Source organism: Flavobacterium anseongense (assembly GCF_021608185.1).
Taxonomy (GTDB): domain Bacteria; phylum Bacteroidota; class Bacteroidia; order Flavobacteriales; family Flavobacteriaceae; genus Flavobacterium; species Flavobacterium anseongense.
In genome coordinates this window covers 135,909-156,456 of the sequence record NZ_JAKIHN010000003.1, presented here as the reverse complement: position 1 = coordinate 156,456, position 20,548 = coordinate 135,909, and the positions used below count along the sequence as shown (strand labels likewise).

The 20,548-nt window shown below is 35.2% G+C and carries 15 protein-coding genes and 1 tRNA gene; 9 read left to right on the top strand and 7 right to left on the bottom strand.

Features of this window, described 5'->3' with window-relative positions; translation table 11 throughout:
- Positions 1 to 17 precede the first annotated feature (17 nt).
- From L1S35_RS05820 to L1S35_RS05810, 3 genes are read left to right on the top strand one after another with little or no spacing between them, the layout of a single operon-like run.
- Positions 18 to 2,804, top strand: coding sequence for an AsmA family protein (locus L1S35_RS05820; protein WP_236397741.1), 2,787 nt, complete (start codon positions 18 to 20; stop codon positions 2,802 to 2,804).
- Positions 2,805 to 2,845: 41 nt separating this feature from the next.
- Positions 2,846 to 4,162, top strand: a complete 1,317-nt coding sequence (locus L1S35_RS05815; protein WP_236397738.1) for a hydroxymethylglutaryl-CoA reductase, degradative — start codon at positions 2,846 to 2,848, stop codon at positions 4,160 to 4,162.
- 3 nt (positions 4,163 to 4,165) lie between these two features.
- Entirely contained in the window at positions 4,166 to 5,080 is a 915-nt protein-coding gene (locus L1S35_RS05810; RefSeq protein ID WP_236397735.1) for a GYDIA family GHMP kinase, read from the top strand.
- A gap of 53 nt (positions 5,081 to 5,133) precedes the next feature.
- Here L1S35_RS05810 and L1S35_RS05805 read toward each other — a convergent pair whose 3' ends face one another.
- From L1S35_RS05805 to L1S35_RS05775, 7 genes are all read right to left on the bottom strand, one after another.
- Positions 5,134 to 7,239 carry a peptidylprolyl isomerase gene (locus tag L1S35_RS05805; protein WP_236397732.1) on the bottom strand — a complete coding sequence of 702 codons (2,106 nt, stop codon included), beginning with the start codon at positions 7,237 to 7,239 and terminating at the stop codon, positions 5,134 to 5,136.
- 109 nt (positions 7,240 to 7,348) lie between these two features.
- The gene (locus L1S35_RS05800) at positions 7,349 to 8,608 is read right to left on the bottom strand and encodes a hemolysin family protein (RefSeq protein WP_236397729.1); all 1,260 of its coding nucleotides are present in this window, start codon (positions 8,606 to 8,608) and stop codon (positions 7,349 to 7,351) included.
- Between the two features lie 3 nt (positions 8,609 to 8,611).
- Entirely contained in the window at positions 8,612 to 8,803 is a 192-nt protein-coding gene (locus L1S35_RS05795) for a hypothetical protein (RefSeq protein ID WP_236397726.1), read from the bottom strand.
- A 5-nt stretch (positions 8,804 to 8,808) separates the two neighbouring features.
- Positions 8,809 to 9,357, bottom strand: coding sequence for an LPS export ABC transporter periplasmic protein LptC (gene lptC, locus L1S35_RS05790; protein ID WP_236398345.1), 549 nt, complete (start codon positions 9,355 to 9,357; stop codon positions 8,809 to 8,811).
- A complete protein-coding gene (locus L1S35_RS05785) occupies positions 9,357 to 10,658 on the bottom strand; it encodes a tetratricopeptide repeat protein (protein WP_236397724.1) in 1,302 nt (433 codons plus the stop codon). The genes lptC and L1S35_RS05785 overlap by 1 nt, the downstream gene beginning before the upstream one ends.
- A gap of 11 nt (positions 10,659 to 10,669) precedes the next feature.
- Complete coding sequence (gene bamG, locus L1S35_RS05780; RefSeq protein ID WP_236397722.1) at positions 10,670 to 11,941, bottom strand: BamG family beta-barrel-assembly machinery protein; 1,272 nt, start codon at positions 11,939 to 11,941, stop codon at positions 10,670 to 10,672.
- Positions 11,938 to 12,666, bottom strand: a complete 729-nt coding sequence (locus L1S35_RS05775; protein ID WP_236397719.1) for a type III pantothenate kinase — start codon at positions 12,664 to 12,666, stop codon at positions 11,938 to 11,940. The genes bamG and L1S35_RS05775 overlap by 4 nt, the downstream gene beginning before the upstream one ends.
- A 99-nt stretch (positions 12,667 to 12,765) precedes the next feature.
- Here L1S35_RS05775 and L1S35_RS05770 point away from each other — a divergent pair.
- From L1S35_RS05770 to L1S35_RS05745, 6 genes are all read left to right on the top strand, one after another.
- Positions 12,766 to 12,838, top strand: a tRNA-Phe gene (locus tag L1S35_RS05770).
- 437 nt (positions 12,839 to 13,275) lie between these two features.
- Positions 13,276 to 14,952, top strand: coding sequence for a peptide MFS transporter (locus L1S35_RS05765; protein ID WP_236397717.1), 1,677 nt, complete (start codon positions 13,276 to 13,278; stop codon positions 14,950 to 14,952).
- Positions 14,953 to 15,030: 78 nt separating this feature from the next.
- Positions 15,031 to 16,689: a peptide MFS transporter gene (locus tag L1S35_RS05760; protein ID WP_236397715.1), complete on the top strand. Its 1,659-nt coding sequence runs from the start codon at positions 15,031 to 15,033 to the stop codon at positions 16,687 to 16,689.
- Between the two features lies 1 nt (position 16,690).
- Positions 16,691 to 18,202, top strand: a complete 1,512-nt coding sequence (locus L1S35_RS05755; protein ID WP_236397713.1) for a peptide MFS transporter — start codon at positions 16,691 to 16,693, stop codon at positions 18,200 to 18,202.
- Positions 18,203 to 18,212: 10 nt separating this feature from the next.
- On the top strand, positions 18,213 to 20,018 hold the full coding sequence (locus tag L1S35_RS05750) for a peptide MFS transporter (protein ID WP_236397711.1): 1,806 nt from the start codon (positions 18,213 to 18,215) through the stop codon (positions 20,016 to 20,018).
- Between the two features lie 52 nt (positions 20,019 to 20,070).
- Complete coding sequence (locus tag L1S35_RS05745) at positions 20,071 to 20,538, top strand: thioredoxin family protein (RefSeq protein WP_236397709.1); 468 nt, start codon at positions 20,071 to 20,073, stop codon at positions 20,536 to 20,538.
- The last annotated feature ends 10 nt before the right edge of the window (positions 20,539 to 20,548 follow it).

Sequence of the window (20,548 nt, the reverse complement as noted above, 5' to 3'; positions counted from 1 at the left end):
ATTGGTAGTTTTGCAGTATGAAAAAAGTGATTGTCAGAATTTTAAAAATTACCGGAATTACATTCGGCGTTATTTTAGCATTGCTATTCATACTACCAATACTTTTCCCCGGTAAAATTGCCGAAGAAGTAAAAGCATTTGCCAATAAAAAACTAAACGGTGAATTAAATTTTAAAGAAGCCAATCTTTCCTTTTTTAATCACTTTCCGTCACTAACATTAACACTTACCGATTTCTCTCTAAAAGGTTCCGCACCCTATAAAAAAGAAACCTTACTTTCAGCCAACGAAGTGGCTTTCGGAATAAATCTAAGTTCATTATTGTTTGATAAAAAAGTTAACATCGACAAGATTTATGTTTCCAATGCATTGATAAATGTAAAAGTCAATGAAAAAGGAGAAGCCAATTATAATGTCTATAATTCGGATGATACTTCGACAAAAAAGGACAGCTCGAGTTCTTCGTTACGACTTGAGAAAATTGCTATTGAAGACAGTCATATCGTTTATGATGATAAATCCACAAAGATGCTCATCGATGCTAAAGGTTTTAATTATGTTGGAAATGGTGACCTAGACAAGGCTATTTTCGATTTATATACCGAAGCCGATATCGAAGATTTTGATTTTACGTATGCTGGTGAACAATACCTAAAAAACAAAAAAGTAAATGCCGATTTGATTACCAAAATCAACACGAATTCCTTGGCATTTGTCTTTGAACAAAATAATTTAAAAATCAATAAACTGCCGGTTGAGTTCAAAGGAAAGTTTGACTTCCTCAGCAATGGTTATGAAATGGATTTCAATATCAAATCGGAAGACAGTAAGCTTAAGGATTTCTTTACCGCTTTGCCACCACATTATGTCACCTGGCTTGACAAATCGAAAGTAAAAGGGAGCACCGATTTATCCTTGACGTTAAAAGGAAAATACATTGCTTCCAAAAATCAAAAACCCGATTTGGCTTTCAATATGAAAATCCGTGACGGCTATATCAATTATAATGATGCACCATTTCCGGCATCGAATATCTTTTTGAATTTTGATACCAAATTGCCTTCGCTTGATACTGAACAATTAAGGGTAAATCTCGATTCAATATTCTTCAATGTCGATAAAGATTATTTTAAAGCAATTGTCAAAACGGTTGGCTTATCAAAACCAAAAATCGCAGCTCGAATTCAATCTAAAATTGATTTGGCAAAAATGAATAAAGCGTTTGGTTTGCAAAATATGGATTTGCGTGGGGTTCTGAATATGGACATCAAATCGAACGGAGTTTATGATAAAATGCACAATAAAATTCCGGTAACGAATGGAAAAATAGCATTGAAAAACGGATACGTTAAAACCATTTATTATCCAAATCCAATAAAGAACATCAATCTTTTAGCGACTATTTTAGACACGGAAGGTTCGACCAAAGATTTAAAAATAAACATTACACCGGCATCATTTGAATTTGAAGGGAAACCAATTTTTGTCAATGCTAAATTGAAAAATTTCGATAACATCAACTACGATATTAAAGCCAAAGGTGAACTGGATTTAGGTAAAATCTATAAAGTCTTCTCTAAAAAAGGATTGGATTTAGAAGGTTATGTCAATGCCGATGTTTCTTTCAAAGGTTCTCAAAACGACGCGATGAAAGGCAATTATAAAAACCTTCGCAATAGTGGAACACTAAAACTGAGAAACATCAAAACCACATCGGAATATTTGCCAAAACCATTCATCATCAAAGAAGGAACTTTTGTGTTCAATCAGGACAAAATGAATTTCAATGATTTTGTTGCCAATTATGGGCAATCCGATTTCAAAATGAATGGTTATCTGCAAAACGTAATCGATTTTGTATTGACAGATAAAGCGATACTAAAAGGGAATTTTGCATTGCAATCGAGCTTTATAAATTGTGACGAATTTATGTCGGCTACATCAAATCAAACTGCCGTTCCGGATGTTCTTAAAGCTAATACTCAAGGACCAACGATGCCAACTGAAATAGGCGTAATTGTTATTCCGAGTAATTTCGATTTGCAGTTTCACGCTGTCGCAGATAAATTAAACTTTCAGGATTTAATTTTAGAGAAGCTAAACGGGAACATGCTTATCAATAATGGCAAGCTGATAATGAAAAATAACAGTTTTAATGTCGTTGGAAGCAATGTCAAAATGGATGTTGTTTATGAAAGTGAAACACCAAATAGAGCCAATTTTGATTTCAAGATTTTAGCCAAAGACTTTGATGTAAAACGCGCTTACAAAGAAGTGAAGCTATTCCGTGAAATGGCCTCGGCGGCCGAAAATGCAGAAGGAATTATTTCCTTAGACTACAAAGTTGCCGGAAAACTGGACGGAAATATGCAGCCTATTTATCCATCGCTTGTTGGTGGCGGAACACTTTCTGTGAAAAAAGTAAAAATGAAAGGCTTTAAAATGTTTGGTGCTGTTAGCAGAAAAACAGGAAAAGATGCTATGAAAAATCCAGATTTGTCTCAGGTTGACATCAAAACCAAAATCAAAAATAACATCATAAACATCGAACGGTTTAAATTCAAAGTGGCAGGCTTTCGCCCAAGAATTGAAGGACAAACCAGCTTTGACGGAGATTTAAATATCAAAATGCGATTGGGTTTACCGCCATTCGGACTTTTCGGAATTCCGATTAAGGTTACCGGAACAAAGGATAATCCAATAGTTAGATTGGGTAAACAAACCGAAGACTTAAAGGAAACGGAATATGAAGAAGGTCAGGCACCAGTTCCTGCGCCGGCAACAACACCTCAAACAACAAATTAATAATCTATATTTGTAGTTGATTAATTCACTTATTACTGACCATGAATAATTCGATTTCAGGTTTTTCAAAATTATCCAAAGAAGAAAAAATCAATTGGATTGCCAATGAATATTTTGCAAATCCATCGGAAGCCATTGCGACCATAAAGCAATATTGGAATAGCGATGCCAAGCTTCAGCAGCTGCATGATGAGTTTATAGAAAACACGATTTCCAATTTCTATTTGCCAATGGGAATTGCACCAAATTTTCTAATCAATGATAAGTATTATTCGGTGCCAATGGTTATTGAGGAAAGTTCGGTTGTGGCTGCAGCAGCCAAATCAGCTAAGTTTTGGAGTACTCGTGGCGGATTTAAAGCAACCGTTTTAAACACTGAAAAAATAGGGCAGGTGCATTTTCTGTTCAAAGGAGATTCATCTAAACTCGAGATTTTTTTCAATACGATAAAAGACAATTTGATTGCCTCTACAGAAAGCATTACCAAAAACATGCAAAAGCGTGGTGGCGGAATCACTTCTTTAGAACTTCGAAATAAAACTGCCGAATTAGAAAATTACTTTCAGCTTCATGCGACATTTGAAACCAAAGACAGCATGGGCGCGAATTTTATCAATTCATGTTTAGAACAATTAGCTAAATCTTTAAAAGAAGAAGCACAGAATTATTCTGATTTTAATGAAAATGAAAAAGAGATTGCGGTTGTAATGAGCATCCTTTCGAATTATGTTCCCAATTGTATTGTTCGCGCTGAAGTTTCCTGTAAAGTCGAAGATTTAGCCGAAAAGAAAATAGAAAACCCACAAGAGTTTGCCGAAAAATTTGTGCAGGCGGTTCGCATCGCCGAGATTGAACCTTTCCGTGCTGTTACGCATAACAAAGGAATTATGAATGGTGTTGATGCTGTTGTATTAGCAACAGGAAATGATTTCCGAGCTGTTGAAGCCGGAGTTCATGCTTATGCTTCACGCCATGGTCAGTATTCGAGTTTGTCACATGCCAAAATTGAAAACGGAATCTTTACTTTTTGGACAGAAATTCCGTTAGCATTAGGAACTGTTGGTGGTTTGACCTCATTACATCCGTTGGTAAAAATGGCTTTTGAAATTCTGGGAAAGCCATCGGCTCAGGAATTAATGCAAATTGTTGCCGTAACAGGTTTGGCACAAAATTTTGCAGCCTTACGTTCACTAACAACAACCGGAATTCAGGAAGGTCACATGAAAATGCACATCAATAATATTCTCAATCAGTTTCAAACCACAGCCGAAGAACTGAAAATAATCAAAACTCATTTTGAAAATAATTCCATTTCGCATGCATCGGTGGTGGAATTCATTGAGAAATTAAGAAAATAATCCTTGAGCAAAACTTTTTACAGTAACGGAAAACTACTCATAACAGGAGAATATTTGGTACTCGATGGTGCCAAAGCTTTTGCGTTGCCTACAAAGTTTGGTCAAAATTTAATCATCGAAGAAGCCGAAGGACAAATCATCCATTGGAAAAGTTTTGACAGCGACGGAAGCATTTGGTTTGAGGATAACATTCCGTTTTCATCTATTATCAGAAAAGAGCGTTTTGATGATGCCAACAACATAAAGAACACTTTAATCGAAATTTTGCACGAAGCTTATTTAATGAATTCTGATTTTATAACCTCTTCAAAAGGATATACCATCAGAACCGAGTTAACCTTTCCGAAATTTTGGGGTTTAGGAACATCTTCTACTTTAATCAACAACATTGGACAATGGCTGCAAATCGATGCGTTTGAGCTGCTAAAAAGAAGTTTTGGAGGTAGCGGTTATGATATTGCCTGCGCTCAAAATAACAGTCCAATTGTATATCAGCTGGTCAATGAAAAACCAGTGGTAGAAAAAGTAAATTTCCAACCGGATTTTACAGATAAAATCTATTTTGTTTATCTGAATAAAAAGCAGAACAGTAAAGCTGCGATTGCGTCTTATTATGGACAACAAGGAAATATTCAAGATGCCTTGGAAACCATTAATTCGATTACAAAAGCTGTAATTGAAGCTGAAACTGTAAAAGATTTTAGCGTCGCCTTAGATAATCACGAGATAGAATTGAGTAATATTTTAGAATTGCCAACCGTTAAAGAAGCCTTTTTTGGTGATTTCGATGGTGTAATAAAAAGCCTTGGAGCTTGGGGCGGTGATTTTGTAATGAGCATTTCCAAAGAAAATCCAACGGATTACTTCAAAGCGAAAGGTTTTGAGATTGTTATTCCGTATGATGAAATGATACTATAAAAAAACCCATCTGGTTAAAACGAGATGGGTTTTTTATTTATGTTGAGATGCTACTAGTAAAAATTAGCTCTGTTATCCACGATATCAGCATCGTCTTTCAACGCTTGCATAAATCTTCCGGAATTTTGAACTGCTTGTTGTTTTACTTTAGCAATATAATCATCATATTTCTGAATTGCAGGTGCTTTGGTAACCACTTTAGTAGCAATTACAAATACTCCTGAATTTCCTTCAATTGGTTTTGAAACTACACCTACTTTAGAGGTAAATGCCTTACCAACTACTTTTGGCTCAAAACCTGCACCAGGAACATTTGGACTTTCAACAGTTAAATCAACAGCATTCATAACAGTAACTTTATTTGCTTGTGCAATAGCTGCTAAAGAACCTTTCATTTTTGCTGCAATCTTAGCTGCTTTCTTTTTGTTTTTTAAGATTGGTTCTACTTGTGGTCTTGCTTCTTCAACAGTCATTAATCCTTTTGGAGCAATGCTTTTTAATTTAGCAATAACGTGACCAACATTTACGATTTCAAATCGTTTTACACTTCCAATTTTGGTGTCATCTTCAAAAGCCCATTTAACAATTTGTCTTTGATTGCTCATTGAACCAAAGTTTTCGTCGATAGCTTTTACTCTTACCGCCGGATTTGCAGTTAGTTTTGCTTCTTTAACTAAAGCAGCAAAATCTTTGTTAGCAGCATCCATTTCAAACTTGGTTGCCTGAGTGTAGATTTTATCATTCGTAGCTTCAGATGGTTCAATTTTTTGAGCGATTGTTGCCAATTTTACAGCGTCTTGTTTGTCATCGATTTTGATAATGTGGTAACCGAATTCTGTTTCAGCCAAACCAATTTTACCAATCGGGTTTGAAAAAACGAAATCTTTATATCCTTTAGCAAAACTGTCTGCTTTTGAAATAAAAGGCATACCACCTCCATTTTGTTGAACCGATGGATCTTCAGAAGTTGTCATTGCCAACATTTGAAACATCGCGGGATTTGCCAATGCTTGCGCTAATACTCCTTCTGCTTTGATTTTAGCTTGTTCTTTAGTTCTTTTCTCTTTTGGTTGCGCTCTTTCAGCACCAACCCAACTGATTAAGATATGGCTCGATTTTACTTTTGCGCCAGCTTGTCTTCCTAATGATTTTGATAAACAGTAGTAGTCGTTACGCATGTATGGTCCGTAAATTTCTCCTGTAGGTAAGTTGAACAATTGTTCAGCGCTTTCAGCCGGTAAATCTTGTTTTGACACATAACTTGAATCAAACGGAATATCAGAATTTGCGTTTACAAAGTCAGCGATATCATTTACTGTTCTAAATCCTGGAATGGTATCGTTTTTACCTGTTTCTTTATTGTAACGAACACTTGGCAACAATAAAGCATCAACATTTTTCTTGATTTCAGCTTCGTCAGCAGCAGATGGTTTTTCTGCAATCAAAACATAATCCAATTCACGAGATTCTTCCGATTTGAATTTTTTCTCTTTCGTTTTCATGTAGGCAGTGATTTCTTCATCAGTCACTTTTACATCGCTGTCTTTTACAGATGAAAAAGGAACCATCACAAAATCAAAGTTTACTTTGTTTGATTCGGCTTCATATTTGAATTTTCCTTCTGTTTGAGTAGCATACATTCCACCTTTTATCAAAGAATAATAGATTTCATATTTTGCTCTCAACTCAGCATTTTTTTCCTGATCTTTCAACATTTGAATTCCGTTTGGAACTTGTTTGAAATAATCTTTAAACTTGTTTAAGTCAAATTTCCCTGCTGCATTTAAAAACATTTGGTTCTGACCAATATTTGGATCCGATTTGAATGCTTCGATAATATGTTTTTCGCCAACGCGGATTCCCAATTTTTCGAATTCAGCATTAAGCAGTGCCACTTGAACTTCCTGATTCCAAACTTGGTTTGAAGCTTGCATTGAAGTTATATTCTGACCTTGATTTTGTGCATTTTTTTCAGTGTTTGCAACCTTTAGTTTAAACTCGTCAAAAGAAATATCTTTTCCATTTACACTTCCTACGTCTGTAGACACACTATTAAAACCTTTTGTAAATACATCTTGTACAACAAAAGCCAATAAAGCAAAACCTATCGCTAATAAAAGTAAGCCCGAACGATTTCTAATTTTTGATAAAACTGCCATTTCTATTTTTGTTAATTTTTATTTCAGTTTGCGAAAATACAATTATATGTGAAATAATAATACTCACATAGTTATAATTTCATCTAATTTTTTGATTTTTTTTCAGAAATTAATCCAATACCGTCATTTTTACCAATTCGATTTTCTTATTCGTCGCTTCTTCGATGACAAATAGAAAGTTTCCGATGGTTATTTGAGTGCCTTTTAGCGGAATTTCTTTGGAAAAATCGACGATAAATCCACCCAAAGTTTCATACGAATCACTCTCAGGAATATTTAATTTATAGGTTTCGTTTAAATACTGAACATCCAAACGCGTTGAAAAAATATAGTTTGATTCATCTATTTTGTCTTCAATTAATTCTTCATCAGAATCATGTTCGTCTTCAATTTCTCCAAACAGTTCCTCGACTATATCTTCTATGGTTACTATGCCTGAAGTTCCACCGTATTCATCCAAAATTACGGCAACACTTTTTCGCTTTTTGGTCAACAGATTCATGGCGTCTTTTATCAATATGGTCTCAGGAACAAATTCCACCGAAATCATAATCGATTTGATGCTTCGAGGTTTTTTGAAAAGTTCAAACGAATGAACATAACCCACAATATCGTCGAGCGTGTTGATATAAACCAGTATTTTAGAATAACCGGTTTCTATAAAAAGTTCTCTCAAATCGGTTATAGAACTGTGCAAATCAACAGCAACTAATTCGGTTCTTGGCGTCATGATTTCCCGTGCTTTTACACCTGAAAACTCTAAAGCATTCTGAAAAATCTGAATTTCAGAATCTACCGTTTCGTGATCCTGCACGGCATTCATTTGTTCCGAAATATAATTTCCCAGTTCCACTTTGCTAAAAGACAAATTGATTTGATCGCCTTCGGTTTTGAAAAACTTTCGCAAAACAAAATCTGAAATCCAAATCAGAAATGATGAAATGTAATAAAAGAGCTTGTAGAAAAAATAAGCCGGTAAGGCAAAGAATTTGATAAAACTATTGGCGTAAATTTGAAAAAATACCTTTGGTAAAAACTCCGAAGTCATTAAAACGATAAGCGTTGAAAGTGTTGTTTGCAACAATAAATTGGAGAAATCGGTGAAGTTAAATCCAAGTGTTACAAACCAGCGCATCAATAATTCGCCCATAAAAAACCCATAGACAACCATAGCAATGTTGTTTCCCACAAGCATTGTGGCAATAAATTTGGATGGTTTTTGGGTAAGTTTGGTTAGGATTTTGGAGATAAAATCGTCTTGTTTTTTTTCAATTTCAAGATAGATTTTATTGGAAGAAACAAAAGCGATTTCCATTCCAGAGAAAAATGCGGAAAGTATCAAACACAGAATGATTATTCCGATTTCCATGAATTAGGGTTTTTTGTTGTGGTCGTCAAATTTTTTGGCAAACTTTCTTCTGAAGAAAAAAAGAAAAATACAAACAGCAGCAAATATCGCGCTGATGGTAAAGTTTTCTTTGCCCTGCCATTTTACAAAAGCATCAACGGCAAAAAGGATTCCGGCAAGTAAATAGGCGTATTGGGTAAATCTTAAATAGTTCATAGTCTTTATTCTGACTGGACTTCTCCAGATATTTTTTGTGAGTTAACTTTTTTGAAATCTTTGCTAAAATCAATTCCTTCGCCATAGGAAACTCCTTTAGGTGAAGTAAATTTAAACTTTTTTTCGGTAAAAAACCATTCGTTTTTTTGGTCGTAATACAATTGCTCTGTTTCGAGCATTTCGCCATTTTGATTGGATATTTTTACGTTATCCTGCAAATCTATAATGTTGGTAGCTTTATGAGATACTGCATACTTGGCGTCAATATAGGTTTCCTTTCCGTTTTTATCGTACAAGGTCAAATGAATCCCTTTTGGGAATTCGGTAAACGGAAATTCGACTGTAGCATAATCCAACATTTTTGGACTTATCAGGTTGGCAGTAATTCTTCCGGAGTCGGTATATTTTAGGTTAATACCATCGGCATCACCGCTTGGTGAAAATTCGGCAAAACCCATTTTTTGAACTTCCTTAAAATTACTTTCACAACCAATTATAAGAAAACAAAAGAGGATTGAGATGATAAATGGGATACTATTTCTAGTTGAATACATCATTTTTTGGCAGGAAAAGTAATGGTTTCATTAATCCAACAACCAATGCTTATCGATTTTTCATTCATTTTCGCTGTGGAAATTTCAGCAGCGGTTACCGATTTGGCTTCGAAATCGCTCACCATTTTATCTACGGTTGGCTTTAATTTAACCTCGGCAATTTCGGCTTTTTTCACAGTTTGTATTGCTAAATAATACACTGCTTTCTTTTCGAAATCAGTTTTGCCACAATCGTTAGCGCTGTTGGCATAAAGTTGGGCTAAAAACAAATAAGCTTTCCCCATTTTCGAATCAGCAGCCAAAGCTTTGTTTAGGCTTTCTTTAGCTTTTGGTAAATCGTTGGCCAATAAACCTGTAGCAAGTGTATAATATATTTTTGCTTTTTCTGTTGGATTTGTTTCTAATTCGGCCGATTCGTTATAAAATTTAATTGCTTCAGGGAATTTCTTTTGTTTAAGGTTTGCTAATGCCATGAACTTAGCCGACTGCGCTGTAGCTTTAATGGTATACAGTTTTTCGGCCAGGGTAACAAAAATTGGTTTAGTACTGCATTTTGCTGAAAGACTAATTAATGCAGACGTAATCCAATCGGTATTTTCCTGATTGTCCGGATAATTTTTGGTGTAAAAAGCATCTAAATTTTCACAGGTTGCCACGTCTTTTATCAAGTTGTCGATGGCTCTTTGTGCCGTTTTATATTCTTTACTTTGCTTCGCCTGTTCACTGTCGTTCGAGTCAGGTTTGGAAATTTGTAATTGATTAAGAAGAGAATTGACTAGTGTGTATTTTTCTAAAACGGAATTGGCCGTTATTTTTTTGTCGCCGTTATTGAATTTTTCGCAATACAAACTGAAGTAAGTATAGATTGCGTTGGCATCGGTTACGCTTTTTGAAGCTTTGGCAAAACCACTGTCTAATAAACTGAAAATTTCATCTTTAGCGTCAATTTTATTGGCTACCAAAGTCATGGCTTTGTTTACTTCGAAATCCGGAGTAGAAAGCGGATAATTTTTATTGTATTGGTCATACAATTTTAGAATATCGCGAACCAGTTTTTCTTTTTCTTCGGCTGAAGTTGCGGTGTCAGTTTTGTATTGAAGAATTTGAATTCCGTCAGTATAAACGGCTTCGCTTTCTTTTGGGCAATTTTTTATTACTTCACTCCAAATATCAAATGATTCAGCAATTTTAGTTGCTTTAAAAAGTGTTTGATATTCGGTAGTTTTCGAAGCACAATCAAATTTTTGAGCATTGCTGTTTGTTATAAACAAAACGCCAAGTATAAAAACAATTGCCTTCATAATTATTAGTTTTAGTCGAACTTACGCTTCACAAACCATTTATCGCTTAGTGATAAGCCAACACTTAAGTTAATATAATTTTCTTCTACTAAATTATAATACTTTGTACCTCTTTTACCAATTTCAAGTCCAATATTTATATTAGTAAAGGTACCACTTAATGGCATTCCCAAACCAATATTTGCAGCAAAATCGTTGATTGATTTGTTTTGAATAACTAAACCGGTATTTTCATAACGCAATCCGCCACGATATACGATTCTCTTATAATAACTAGAGTATGAATTGTAGTTTGGTATAAAAAATCCACCTAAACTATAGCGAACAGCGTTTTCAAAGGTAGCACCATTAATATCAGTAAAACGATTAGACATTACACTGTTGTTTAGTAGTGTAATTTCTCCACCTACTAACCACTTTTTCACTTGCCCAAAACCAGTTCCAAAAGAAAGTTTTGCAGGGAGTTTTATTTTAGTGTCCTGAACCGGTATTGTTTGTCTTTCAACAACTTGTACTGCGCTGCTGCTTAAAAGCTGAACAACATCAATGTCACGGGTATTAGCTAACGTTAATTCGGATTCGGGTGTATATGTTAAGCCACTAAAGAAAGAATATTTAGCATTTACTTTTGTTTGATAAGTTATTCCTAAATCAACGTTAACCCCTCTTACGTCAGAAACATTGGTTTCTCTAGAGCCGTATTGCAAATCGGTTTGATATTGCAAATCAGTAGTCTCAATAGTTCCGAAATTATATTGGACATTAGCACCAACATTTATTTTTTTAGTAAGCTGATAACCCAATCCTAAGAAAACTTTGTTTACACCGCCAATTCCATTGTATTTCGAGTAGATGCTTCTGACAGTGTCATTATTACTATTGGTAACGTAGCTTGTTTTTCCAATTTTATATCCTACAGAAGAATAAGGAATAAGTCCAAATCCGATACCGGCTTTACCAACCGGAATTCCGATAACCAAATAGTCTAAAGCTGTTCTTCGTGCTTTTCCTTCTTGAATTTCTGTTTTAGATTTTGTATTGGCATAGGTTGCCCCAATTGCAAGTCCGGTTAGTTTTAGACTGGCTAAATGTGCAGGGTTTTGAATATTTATGTGAATACTATCAGGAAAAACAGAAAGACTTCCCATAGAACGATTTTCGATAGATCCTTTAAATTTTATATCGCCGATTCCGTAAAAAGAATAAGGAGAAGATGTTCCTTCCTGGGCAAAAGTTGCCAGTGAAAAAAGTAAACATACGCTTACTATAATTTTTTTAATCATTTTTGATTGTATTGAAATGTTTGGTTCAAACTTTCTAAGAGGAAATTTGAATTGGCAAATATGGTATTTTTTAATTGTATAGCCAAAAATTCTGCGTCGCCACCCGTTAAAATTATGATAAATTTAGCGTATTGGGTTTTGTAAAGTTCAATAAACCCATCAATCTCGAGAGCAACTCCATTAATTACACCTGAATGAATAGATTCCTGAGTAGAATTTCCGATAAAACTTTTAGGATAGTTTTTAGTTAGCAAAGGTAATTTAGCGGTATGTTGATGCAATGATTCATAGCGTAAACGAATTCCCGGAGATATGGCACCACCAAGATAATTATCATTTTCATCAATAAAGTCATAGGTTATGCAAGTTCCCATATCTATTACTAATCGATTTTGATTGGGAAATTGTGTAACTGCTCCCGAAGCCAAAACCATACGATCGATTCCAAGTGTAGTTGGAGTACTGTATAAATTGGTAAAAGGGAATTTGCTTTCTCGGGTTATAAAATGAATTTCAGCTTTGTTTTTTAAAGACAAAAACAATTCTTTTTCAACATTTCCTACCGAAGCAACAACTAAACTTTTGATTTTTGGAAACTTATTTAGGATAAAATTCGTCTCGGTCAGAAACACTTCTTTGGTAAAAACAAAAAGTTCAACAAGTCTATTTTGTTCAAAGACAGCGGCTTTGATTCGGGTATTTCCAACATCGATGGTTAAAAGCATGACACTATTTTTGGTGTCCAAAGTTACGAATAGTTTTTTTTTAGTATTTGTTTTGGATAAATTAAAAATCGTACTATATTTGCACCCGCTACAACGCAAGGTACCTTAGCTCAGTTGGTAGAGCAATGGACTGAAAATCCATGTGTCCCTGGTTCGATTCCTGGAGGTACCACAAAACAAAAACCCATCACTACAAAGTGATGGGTTTTTTTGTGGTACGTCAGGAGAGATTCGATTCCTGGAGATTTCCTTCGGCAGTCACTTTGCTCGTGTGATATTAAGAGGAGGAAGCCCAGTGGGCTTCAGGTACGCAAGCTTTAGCTTGTTTTAGTTTATGTAAGGAAACATTACTTAAGTCAAAAAAAAAGAAAACGTCCAAATAGCCCCGATAGGAGCAACTACCGCGTAGTGCGGATAGCGGGAGCAGAAGTGAAAAAGAAGACAAACTGCCGCTTCTAAAAATCTAATTTTCAATCTTTTTCCCAAATCAGAATTTCACGAAATTGCATTTAACACAAAAAAGTACTGTTAATTGTAAATTTTTCACTAAAATTGACAGTTTTTATAAAGAAAATTAAACTATTCAAAACCAAACTAAAACAATAAAAAATGAGTGAAACAGCTGTAAAAACCGGACATCCAAAAGGACTTTGGGTATTATTTGGGACAGAAATGTGGGAAAGGTTCAACTTCTACGGAATGCGGGCAATCTTAACCTTATTCCTTGTTAATTCTTTGATGATGAAAGAAGAAGAAGCTTCTTTGATTTATGGAGGTTTCTTAGGACTATGCTATTTAACACCAATGTTAGGTGGATTTATTTCTGACCGTTTCTTCGGAAACAGAAATTGCATTATGATTGGAGGATTAATGATGGCTGTCGGACAATTTTTATTGTTTTTCAGTGCTTCTGTTTTTGGTTCAAATATTGGTTTAGCTAATACTTTAATGTGGTCAGCATTGGGAATTATTATTTTTGGAAACGGATTTTTTAAGCCAAATATTTCTAGTATGGTGGGAAGTTTGTATCCAAAGCAGGAAAAATCGAAACTAGATACTGCCTTTACCATTTTCTATATGGGAATTAATTTGGGTGCTTTCCTTGGACAATTAATTTGTCCAATTGTGGGAGATGTTAAAGATGCTAACGGAATTAGAGATATTCACGCATTCAAATGGGGATTTTTAGCTGCATCAACGGCAATGTTAATAGGAACAGCTGTTTTCTATTTCCTGAAAAATAAATATGTAGTTACGCCGGAAGGAAGACCTCTTGGTGGTTTGCCAAAACATAACGTATCGGATGATTATGAAGAAGGAGAATCTCAAAAAGCTGTTTTTTCTCAAAAAGCATTACTAGGAGCTGTCGTTTCTTTCTTCGTTTTGGGAGCTATTTTTCACTATGTAATTGATCAAAACTGGATATACACTGTTATTTATTCAAGTGGTATTACATTAGCGGGATTAATTATTTCCGATTCCTCTTTAACTAAAGTGGAAAGAGATAGAATTTTAGTTATTTATATCGTTGCCTTCTTTGTAATTTTCTTCTGGGCAGCCTTTGAACAGGCGGGTTCCTCTTTAACGTTTATTGCCGATAATCAAACCGACAGAAACTTCTTTGGCTACAATATGCCGCCATCGATGGTGCAAATTTTTAACGGATTATTTGTTGTTGCTTTTGCCGTTCCGTTTAGTATGCTTTGGGACTACTTAAGAAGCAAAGACAGAGAGCCAATTTCTCCGGTAAAGCAAGCGGTTGGTTTGGCGTTGATTGCCTTGAGTTATTTTATTATAGCTTACAATGTAAAAGATTTAGGGAACAGTGGGCTTTTAGCAATTAAATGGTTGATTCTTTTATATTTGATTCAGACATGTGCTGAATTGTGTTTGTCTCCAATCGGGTTGTCATTGGTTGGTAAATTATCTCCAAAACGTTTTTCTTCTTTATTATATGGAGTATTCTTTTTATCCAATGCTTCGGGTTATGCTTTGGCGGGAACTTTGGGTTCTATCTTACCTGCAACCGGAGATAAATTTAAAAAAGCTGAGGAATTAGGAATTGATTTGCAGGCAGTTTTAGATAAAAAAGTTACGCCAACTTCTGAACAATTAAAATTATTAGCTGATAATCAAATCTCTGATCATAATCCGGTTTTTGCAGGTTTTGAAATCCATAATCTGTTTGAATTCTTTATGGTTTTTGTGGTTCTTACCGGATTGGCAGCTGTTATTTTAATGGCATTAACACCTAAGTTGAAAAAAATGATGCACGGTGTGAGATAATCTCATATTCGAAAATAATTTTATATCTTTCAAACCTCCAAGGATTTCCTGGAGGTTTGTTTTTTTAAATCAAAAATTATGTGGAAAACCCATCCTAAAGCACTGCCTTATTTGTTTTTATCTGAGATGTGGGAACGCTTTGGTTACTATTTAATGATTGGGATTTTTACACTTTATCTTAAAGATGTAGAAGCCGGATTTGCCATGACCGAAAAAGAAGCGTCCGATTTGTATGGAACTTTCATTGCTTTGGTTTTCCTTACGCCTTTCATAGGAGGTTTGATAGCCGATAGGTATTTGGGCTATAAAAAGTCAATCATCATTGGAGGTTTAATGATGGGATTGGGTTATATGATGATAGGAATTCACAACCTGACAATGCTCTATGTTTCCATGACGTTGGTTATTATTGGAAACGGTTTTTTTAAACCTAATATTTCAACACTTTTAGGGAATTTCTATAATGATGATGAATACAAAGAAAAGAAAGATGAAGGTTATAACATCTTTTATATGGGAATCAACATCGGTGCTTTTATCTGTAATTTTTTTGGCGCAGCACTGAAAATTCTTTTCGGTTGGCAGGAAGCTTTTATGGCAGCCGGAGTCGGAATGTTTATCGGTGTAATTGTGTTTATGCTCGGAAGCAAGCATTACGGAGATAAAGCGGATAAAAAAGGAGTGCAGGAAGGCGATATGCCTTTCTATAAAATTGTATTATTCATCCTTTTACCATCAATTATTTTTGGAGTTATAGGATGGTTTTTAAAAGGAGTTCAATCGGATGCTAATCCTGATAGTGCCATATTTGGTTCTGACAGTACCGATGCGTTTATCTTTGCCTGCATACCGGTAATTTTCTTTTACGGAAGCCTTTATTTCAAAGCCAAAACAGAAGACAAAAGACCAATCGGAGCATTGTTAGCCATTTTTGGTGTGGTGATTTTGTTTTGGGCTGTATTCAAATTAAACGGTTCGGCGCTCAACAATTGGGGCGATAAATATACCGACAGAGAATTAACTGGAACCTCTCAAACAATTGCTTCGAAATTGGTGCTTGCCGATACTTTAACTTATAAGATAGATTCGGTAGCTCTATATGATCAAGCTTTCCGTATTCAGAAAAAGGATGGCGAAGTTATCAAGACAGTTGATTATCCTTTGTATTTCAGAAACGTTCACAAAGAAAAACTACCCGAAGAAAACAGTAAAGTATTTACCTGGTCAGCCAATTTGAGTCAGTCTATCAATCCGGGTTGGGTAATTATTCTCACACCATTGGTTGTAGCTTTTTTCACTTATTTGCGAAGCAGAAAAAAGGAGCCTTCAACACCGACAAAAATCGCATTTGGATTATTAATTTCAGCATTATCCGTTTTAGTCATGGTCGCAGCTGTTCACATTGGAAATAATGGTGCTGAAAAAGTTTCTGTTTGGTGGTTGGTGGCCAATTATGGTGTAATTACAATCGGAGAATTATTCCTCAGCCCGATGGGATTATCAGTTGTATCTAAATTATCTCCAAAGAATATCACAGCTTTAATGATGGGCGGATGGTTTTTATCTACTTCTATCGGAAACAAATTGAGTGGCGTTTTAGCCAGCATGTGGGATTCATATGACGATAAGGCTAACTTCTTTTGGGTAAATTTCGGATTGCTGATGTTTGCTACTTTACTGATGTTTGCTTTGGTGAAAAATTTAAATAAAGTAATGAAAGAAAAAGGAATAAACTAATATGGAAACAAATCAAACTTTAGAACAAATTCAGGACTTTAAAGGAAAATATCCAAAGCAGCTTTGGTATTTGTTTTTCTCAGAAATGTGGGAGCGTTTTTGTTTTTATGGCATGCGTGGTATGTTGGCTGTTTTTATGGTCAACGTATTGGTAATGGATGAAAAAACAGCTAATCTTCAATATGGCGCAACTCAGGCTTGGGTTTATGCATTCACATTCATTGGCGGATTGTTTGCAGATAAGATTTTAGGATTGAGAAAATCACTTTTTTGGGGTGGAATACTAATGATTGTTGGTAGTGTTATATTAGCAATTGACCCTAAGAATTTCTTCTTTATAGGTATTGGTTTTACCATTGTTGGGACAGGCTTTTTTAAACCTAATATTTCTTCAATGGTCGGACAATTATATAATGAGAATGACCCAAGAAGAGATGCCGGTTTTTCTTTCTTCTATATGGGTGTAAATCTTGGTGCTTTGATTGGAGGTTATATTTGTATTGCTGTGGCCGAAGGTTCTTTATGGCAATCATTGGTTCCGGAACATCTTCGATGGAATGTTGGATTCGGATTTGCAGCAGTAGTAATGATTATAAGTTTGCTGACTTTTACGCAGACACAAAAAAGTTTAGGCCCAATTGGACTTTCACCTTTAGTTACTATTGAAAATTCTAAGAAAAAAGTTTTAGAAATTGCAACCTATATCGGTTCGCTTTTAATTATTCCGGTGATAATTATAATGGTTGCTAATACGGTTTACACCGATTATTTTATGATGATAATTGGTCCTGCATCCATACTGTATTTGTTTTATGAAATGAAGAATTTCTCCGCTGTAGAAAATAAAAAATTGTTGGCGGCATTGGTTTTTATAATTTTCTCCATTTTCTTTTGGGCATTTTTTGAGCAAAGCGGAGGTTCATTAAGTTTGTTTGCAGCAAATAATTTAAATAATGAAATTTTAGGCGTTCAATTAAGCCCGAATGGCGTTAACAATTCAGCCAATTCATTTTTTGTGATAGGTTTTGCGGCATTGGTAGGATTAGTTTGGTTATGGATGGCAAAAAGAAAGATTGAGCCAAATACTGTTATCAAATTTGGATTAGCATTTATATTCCTCGCCGCTGGTTTCTGGATATTCTATTATACGAAGTTCTTTGCTGACTTAAACGGAAGAACTTCATTAGGGATTTTTACCTTTGGATGGTTCGTCATTACTTTTGGAGAGTTATGTTTATCGCCAATTGGGATGAGCGCCATGACCAAATTATCACCCCAAAAAACGCAGGCAGTTATTATGGGAATGTGGTTTTTGGCTAGTGCTTACGGACAATATTTCGCAGGATTGCTGGGTGCTAATATAGCTGAGGCTTCTGAAAATTCTTCAAACCTTGAAAAACTAAACACTTATGCCGATGGTTATCAGCAGCTAGCCATTTATGCTTTAATCGCCGGAGTGGTTTTAATACTAATTTCTCCGTTGGTTAAAAAACTAATGCAAGGCGTTAAATAAATCAATTTATATGAGTCAAAATTCAACAGACCAGTTTTTTAAAAGCACCGTTTTAGGGCATCCTTCAGGTTTATTCGTTTTATTTTTTACTGAAATGTGGGAGCGCTTTTCATTCTACGGAATGCGTTCTCTACTTATTATGTTTTTTACCGCTTCATTAGCAGATGGAGGTTGGGCTTGGTCAAGAGAAACTGCTTCAGCATTGTTTGGGTCTTATGTTGGTTTGGTTTATTTGTCTACCATGCTTGGAGGTTATTTTGCAGATAAGGTTATTGGTTTCCGATGGGCAGTAATTCTCGGTGCGTTCCTGATGACTTTGGGGCATGCCGCCATGGCTGTCGAAACGCATTTTTCTATTTATTTAGGATTGGTTTTACTGGTTTTTGGTAATGGATTTTTTAAGCCGAATATGGTTTCCATTATTTCTGAAATGTATAAAGACAGATCAGAGAAAAAAGACGGTGCTTATACTTTATTCTATATGGGCGTTAACGCAGGAGCTTTTTTCGGAATATTATTGTGTGGTTATTTAGGAGAAAAAGTAGGTTGGGCATATGGTTTCGGACTTGCAGGAGTTTTTATGTTTTTTGGAATGATTCAGTTCTGGTTGTCCCAAAGGATTTTTGGAGATATCGGACTTAAGCCAAATAAGGAAAGTAAAGCAAAAAATGCTGCTTCAGATGAGGATAAAAGGAATCCATTCACTGCCTGGCAACTTGTCATTATTGCAGTGTCTGTCGTTTTGGGACTGCTTTGGGTGATAAACGCACCTGCCTCAAAAATTTCTGAAGGAAAGCTTGATGTCTTCGGATTTTTGGGAAGTAACGGAAATACAATCGCTATTTTAACCGCTTTAGGATTATTCATTGTTTTATTGATTTATCGTTTTACACAGTACTCTAAAATCACTCGCGAAAAATTAATGGCGGTTACCTTTTTTGCGTTCATTGTAATTTTCTTTTGGGCCATATTTGAGCAGTCACCAAACAGTTTAACCATTTTTGCAAAAGATTATACCAACAGGGTTTTGGAAGGAAGCTGGAGTATGGTTTATTTGGTAGTCAATTCTCTAATGACTCTTGTTCCTTTGACTATTATTACATGGATAATGTTCAAAATGTTTGGGCAGACATTCAAAAATTATGCTGTTGCAAATGTAATCCTAAGCCTGAGTTTCGTTATTATTTGGGCGATTGCTATCTGGATATTGGCGAAAGATTATTACACAGCAGGAGTTTTATCACTTTCAGATGGTACACTTGAACTACTGAAAATAGACAAGGTTACAACACCTATAACCGAAGTTCCTGCCACTTGGTTTTCTACTTTGAATTCATTATTCATTATATCACTAGCACCATTATTTTCAAAATGGTGGGAAAGTAAATACAATCCAAGTGCGAATGTAAAATACGGAATGGGAATGCTATTGCTTGGCTTGGGAATGGCTTGTATTGCAATTGGCGCTACCGGAATCGAGCCAGGTGCAAAAACGGCATCTGTCAGCATGATTTGGCTGATTTTAGTGTATCTTTTTCATACTATGGGAGAATTGTGTATTTCTCCTGTCGGCTTGTCATACGTTAGTAAATTAGTGCCTGCCCGAATGATTGCCTTTATGTTTGGCGTATGGTATTTGGCCGTTGCCATCGGAATGAAAAGTGCTGGAATCTTCGGTGAAAACATAGACAAAATTGCCGATGAACACGGATTGAGTTATTTCTTTTGGTTATTGACAATAATTTCTGTAGCAATGGCACTCTTATCAATATTGATGTCGCCAGTCATTAAAAAATTAATGAATGGTGTCAGATAGTTAACGTTTATTTGGCATTCTTTTTGTTATATTTGGAAAAAAATTTTAAACAATGAAAAAAATAATAATCACTTTATTTCTAGTCTTGGGTTCGCTAACAATACAGGCGCAAGAGTTAAAATGGCAAACTGATATGAACGAGGCAATGAAGATTTCAAAAAAATCTAAAAAACCATTGTTTTTGTTTTTCACAGGAAGCGATTGGTGCGGATGGTGTATCCGTTTGCAAAAAGAAGTTTTCAAAACACCGGAATTTGAAAAATGGGCAAAAAAGAATGTGGTATTGGTTGAACTAGATTTCCCAAGAAGAACACCACAAAAACCGGAGATTCAAAAACAAAACGCTGAATTACAACAAACTTTTGCAGTTCAGGGATATCCAACAGTTTGGATTGTAAAAGCAAGCAAAAAAGACGGAAAAATTAATCTTGAAAAATTAGGAAGCACCGGTTATCTGGCTGGTGGACCAACTACTTGGTTAGCTAATGCAGATCAAATCCTAGGAAACAAGAAATCGTAATTTCAATTCG

Bases quoted from the DNA above. Each gene is read 5' to 3' on its own strand.
- L1S35_RS05750 (WP_236397711.1), top strand. From the start codon at position 18,213: ATGAGTCAAAATTCAACAGACCAGTTTTTTAAAAGCACCGTTTTAGGG.
- L1S35_RS05805 (WP_236397732.1), bottom strand. From the start codon at position 7,239: ATGGCAGTTTTATCAAAAATTAGAAATCGTTCGGGCTTACTTTTATTA.
- L1S35_RS05800 (WP_236397729.1), bottom strand. From the start codon at position 8,608: ATGGAAATCGGAATAATCATTCTGTGTTTGATACTTTCCGCATTTTTC.
- L1S35_RS05795 (WP_236397726.1), bottom strand. From the start codon at position 8,803: ATGAACTATTTAAGATTTACCCAATACGCCTATTTACTTGCCGGAATC.
- L1S35_RS05765 (WP_236397717.1), top strand. From the start codon at position 13,276: ATGAGTGAAACAGCTGTAAAAACCGGACATCCAAAAGGACTTTGGGTA.
- L1S35_RS05755 (WP_236397713.1), top strand. From the start codon at position 16,691: ATGGAAACAAATCAAACTTTAGAACAAATTCAGGACTTTAAAGGAAAA.
- bamG (WP_236397722.1), bottom strand. From the start codon at position 11,941: ATGATTAAAAAAATTATAGTAAGCGTATGTTTACTTTTTTCACTGGCA.
- L1S35_RS05820 (WP_236397741.1), top strand. From the start codon at position 18: ATGAAAAAAGTGATTGTCAGAATTTTAAAAATTACCGGAATTACATTC.
- L1S35_RS05745 (WP_236397709.1), top strand. From the start codon at position 20,071: ATGAAAAAAATAATAATCACTTTATTTCTAGTCTTGGGTTCGCTAACA.
- L1S35_RS05785 (WP_236397724.1), bottom strand. From the start codon at position 10,658: ATGAAGGCAATTGTTTTTATACTTGGCGTTTTGTTTATAACAAACAGC.
- L1S35_RS05760 (WP_236397715.1), top strand. From the start codon at position 15,031: ATGTGGAAAACCCATCCTAAAGCACTGCCTTATTTGTTTTTATCTGAG.
- L1S35_RS05815 (WP_236397738.1), top strand. From the start codon at position 2,846: ATGAATAATTCGATTTCAGGTTTTTCAAAATTATCCAAAGAAGAAAAA.
- lptC (WP_236398345.1), bottom strand. From the start codon at position 9,357: ATGTATTCAACTAGAAATAGTATCCCATTTATCATCTCAATCCTCTTT.
- L1S35_RS05775 (WP_236397719.1), bottom strand. From the start codon at position 12,666: ATGCTTTTAACCATCGATGTTGGAAATACCCGAATCAAAGCCGCTGTC.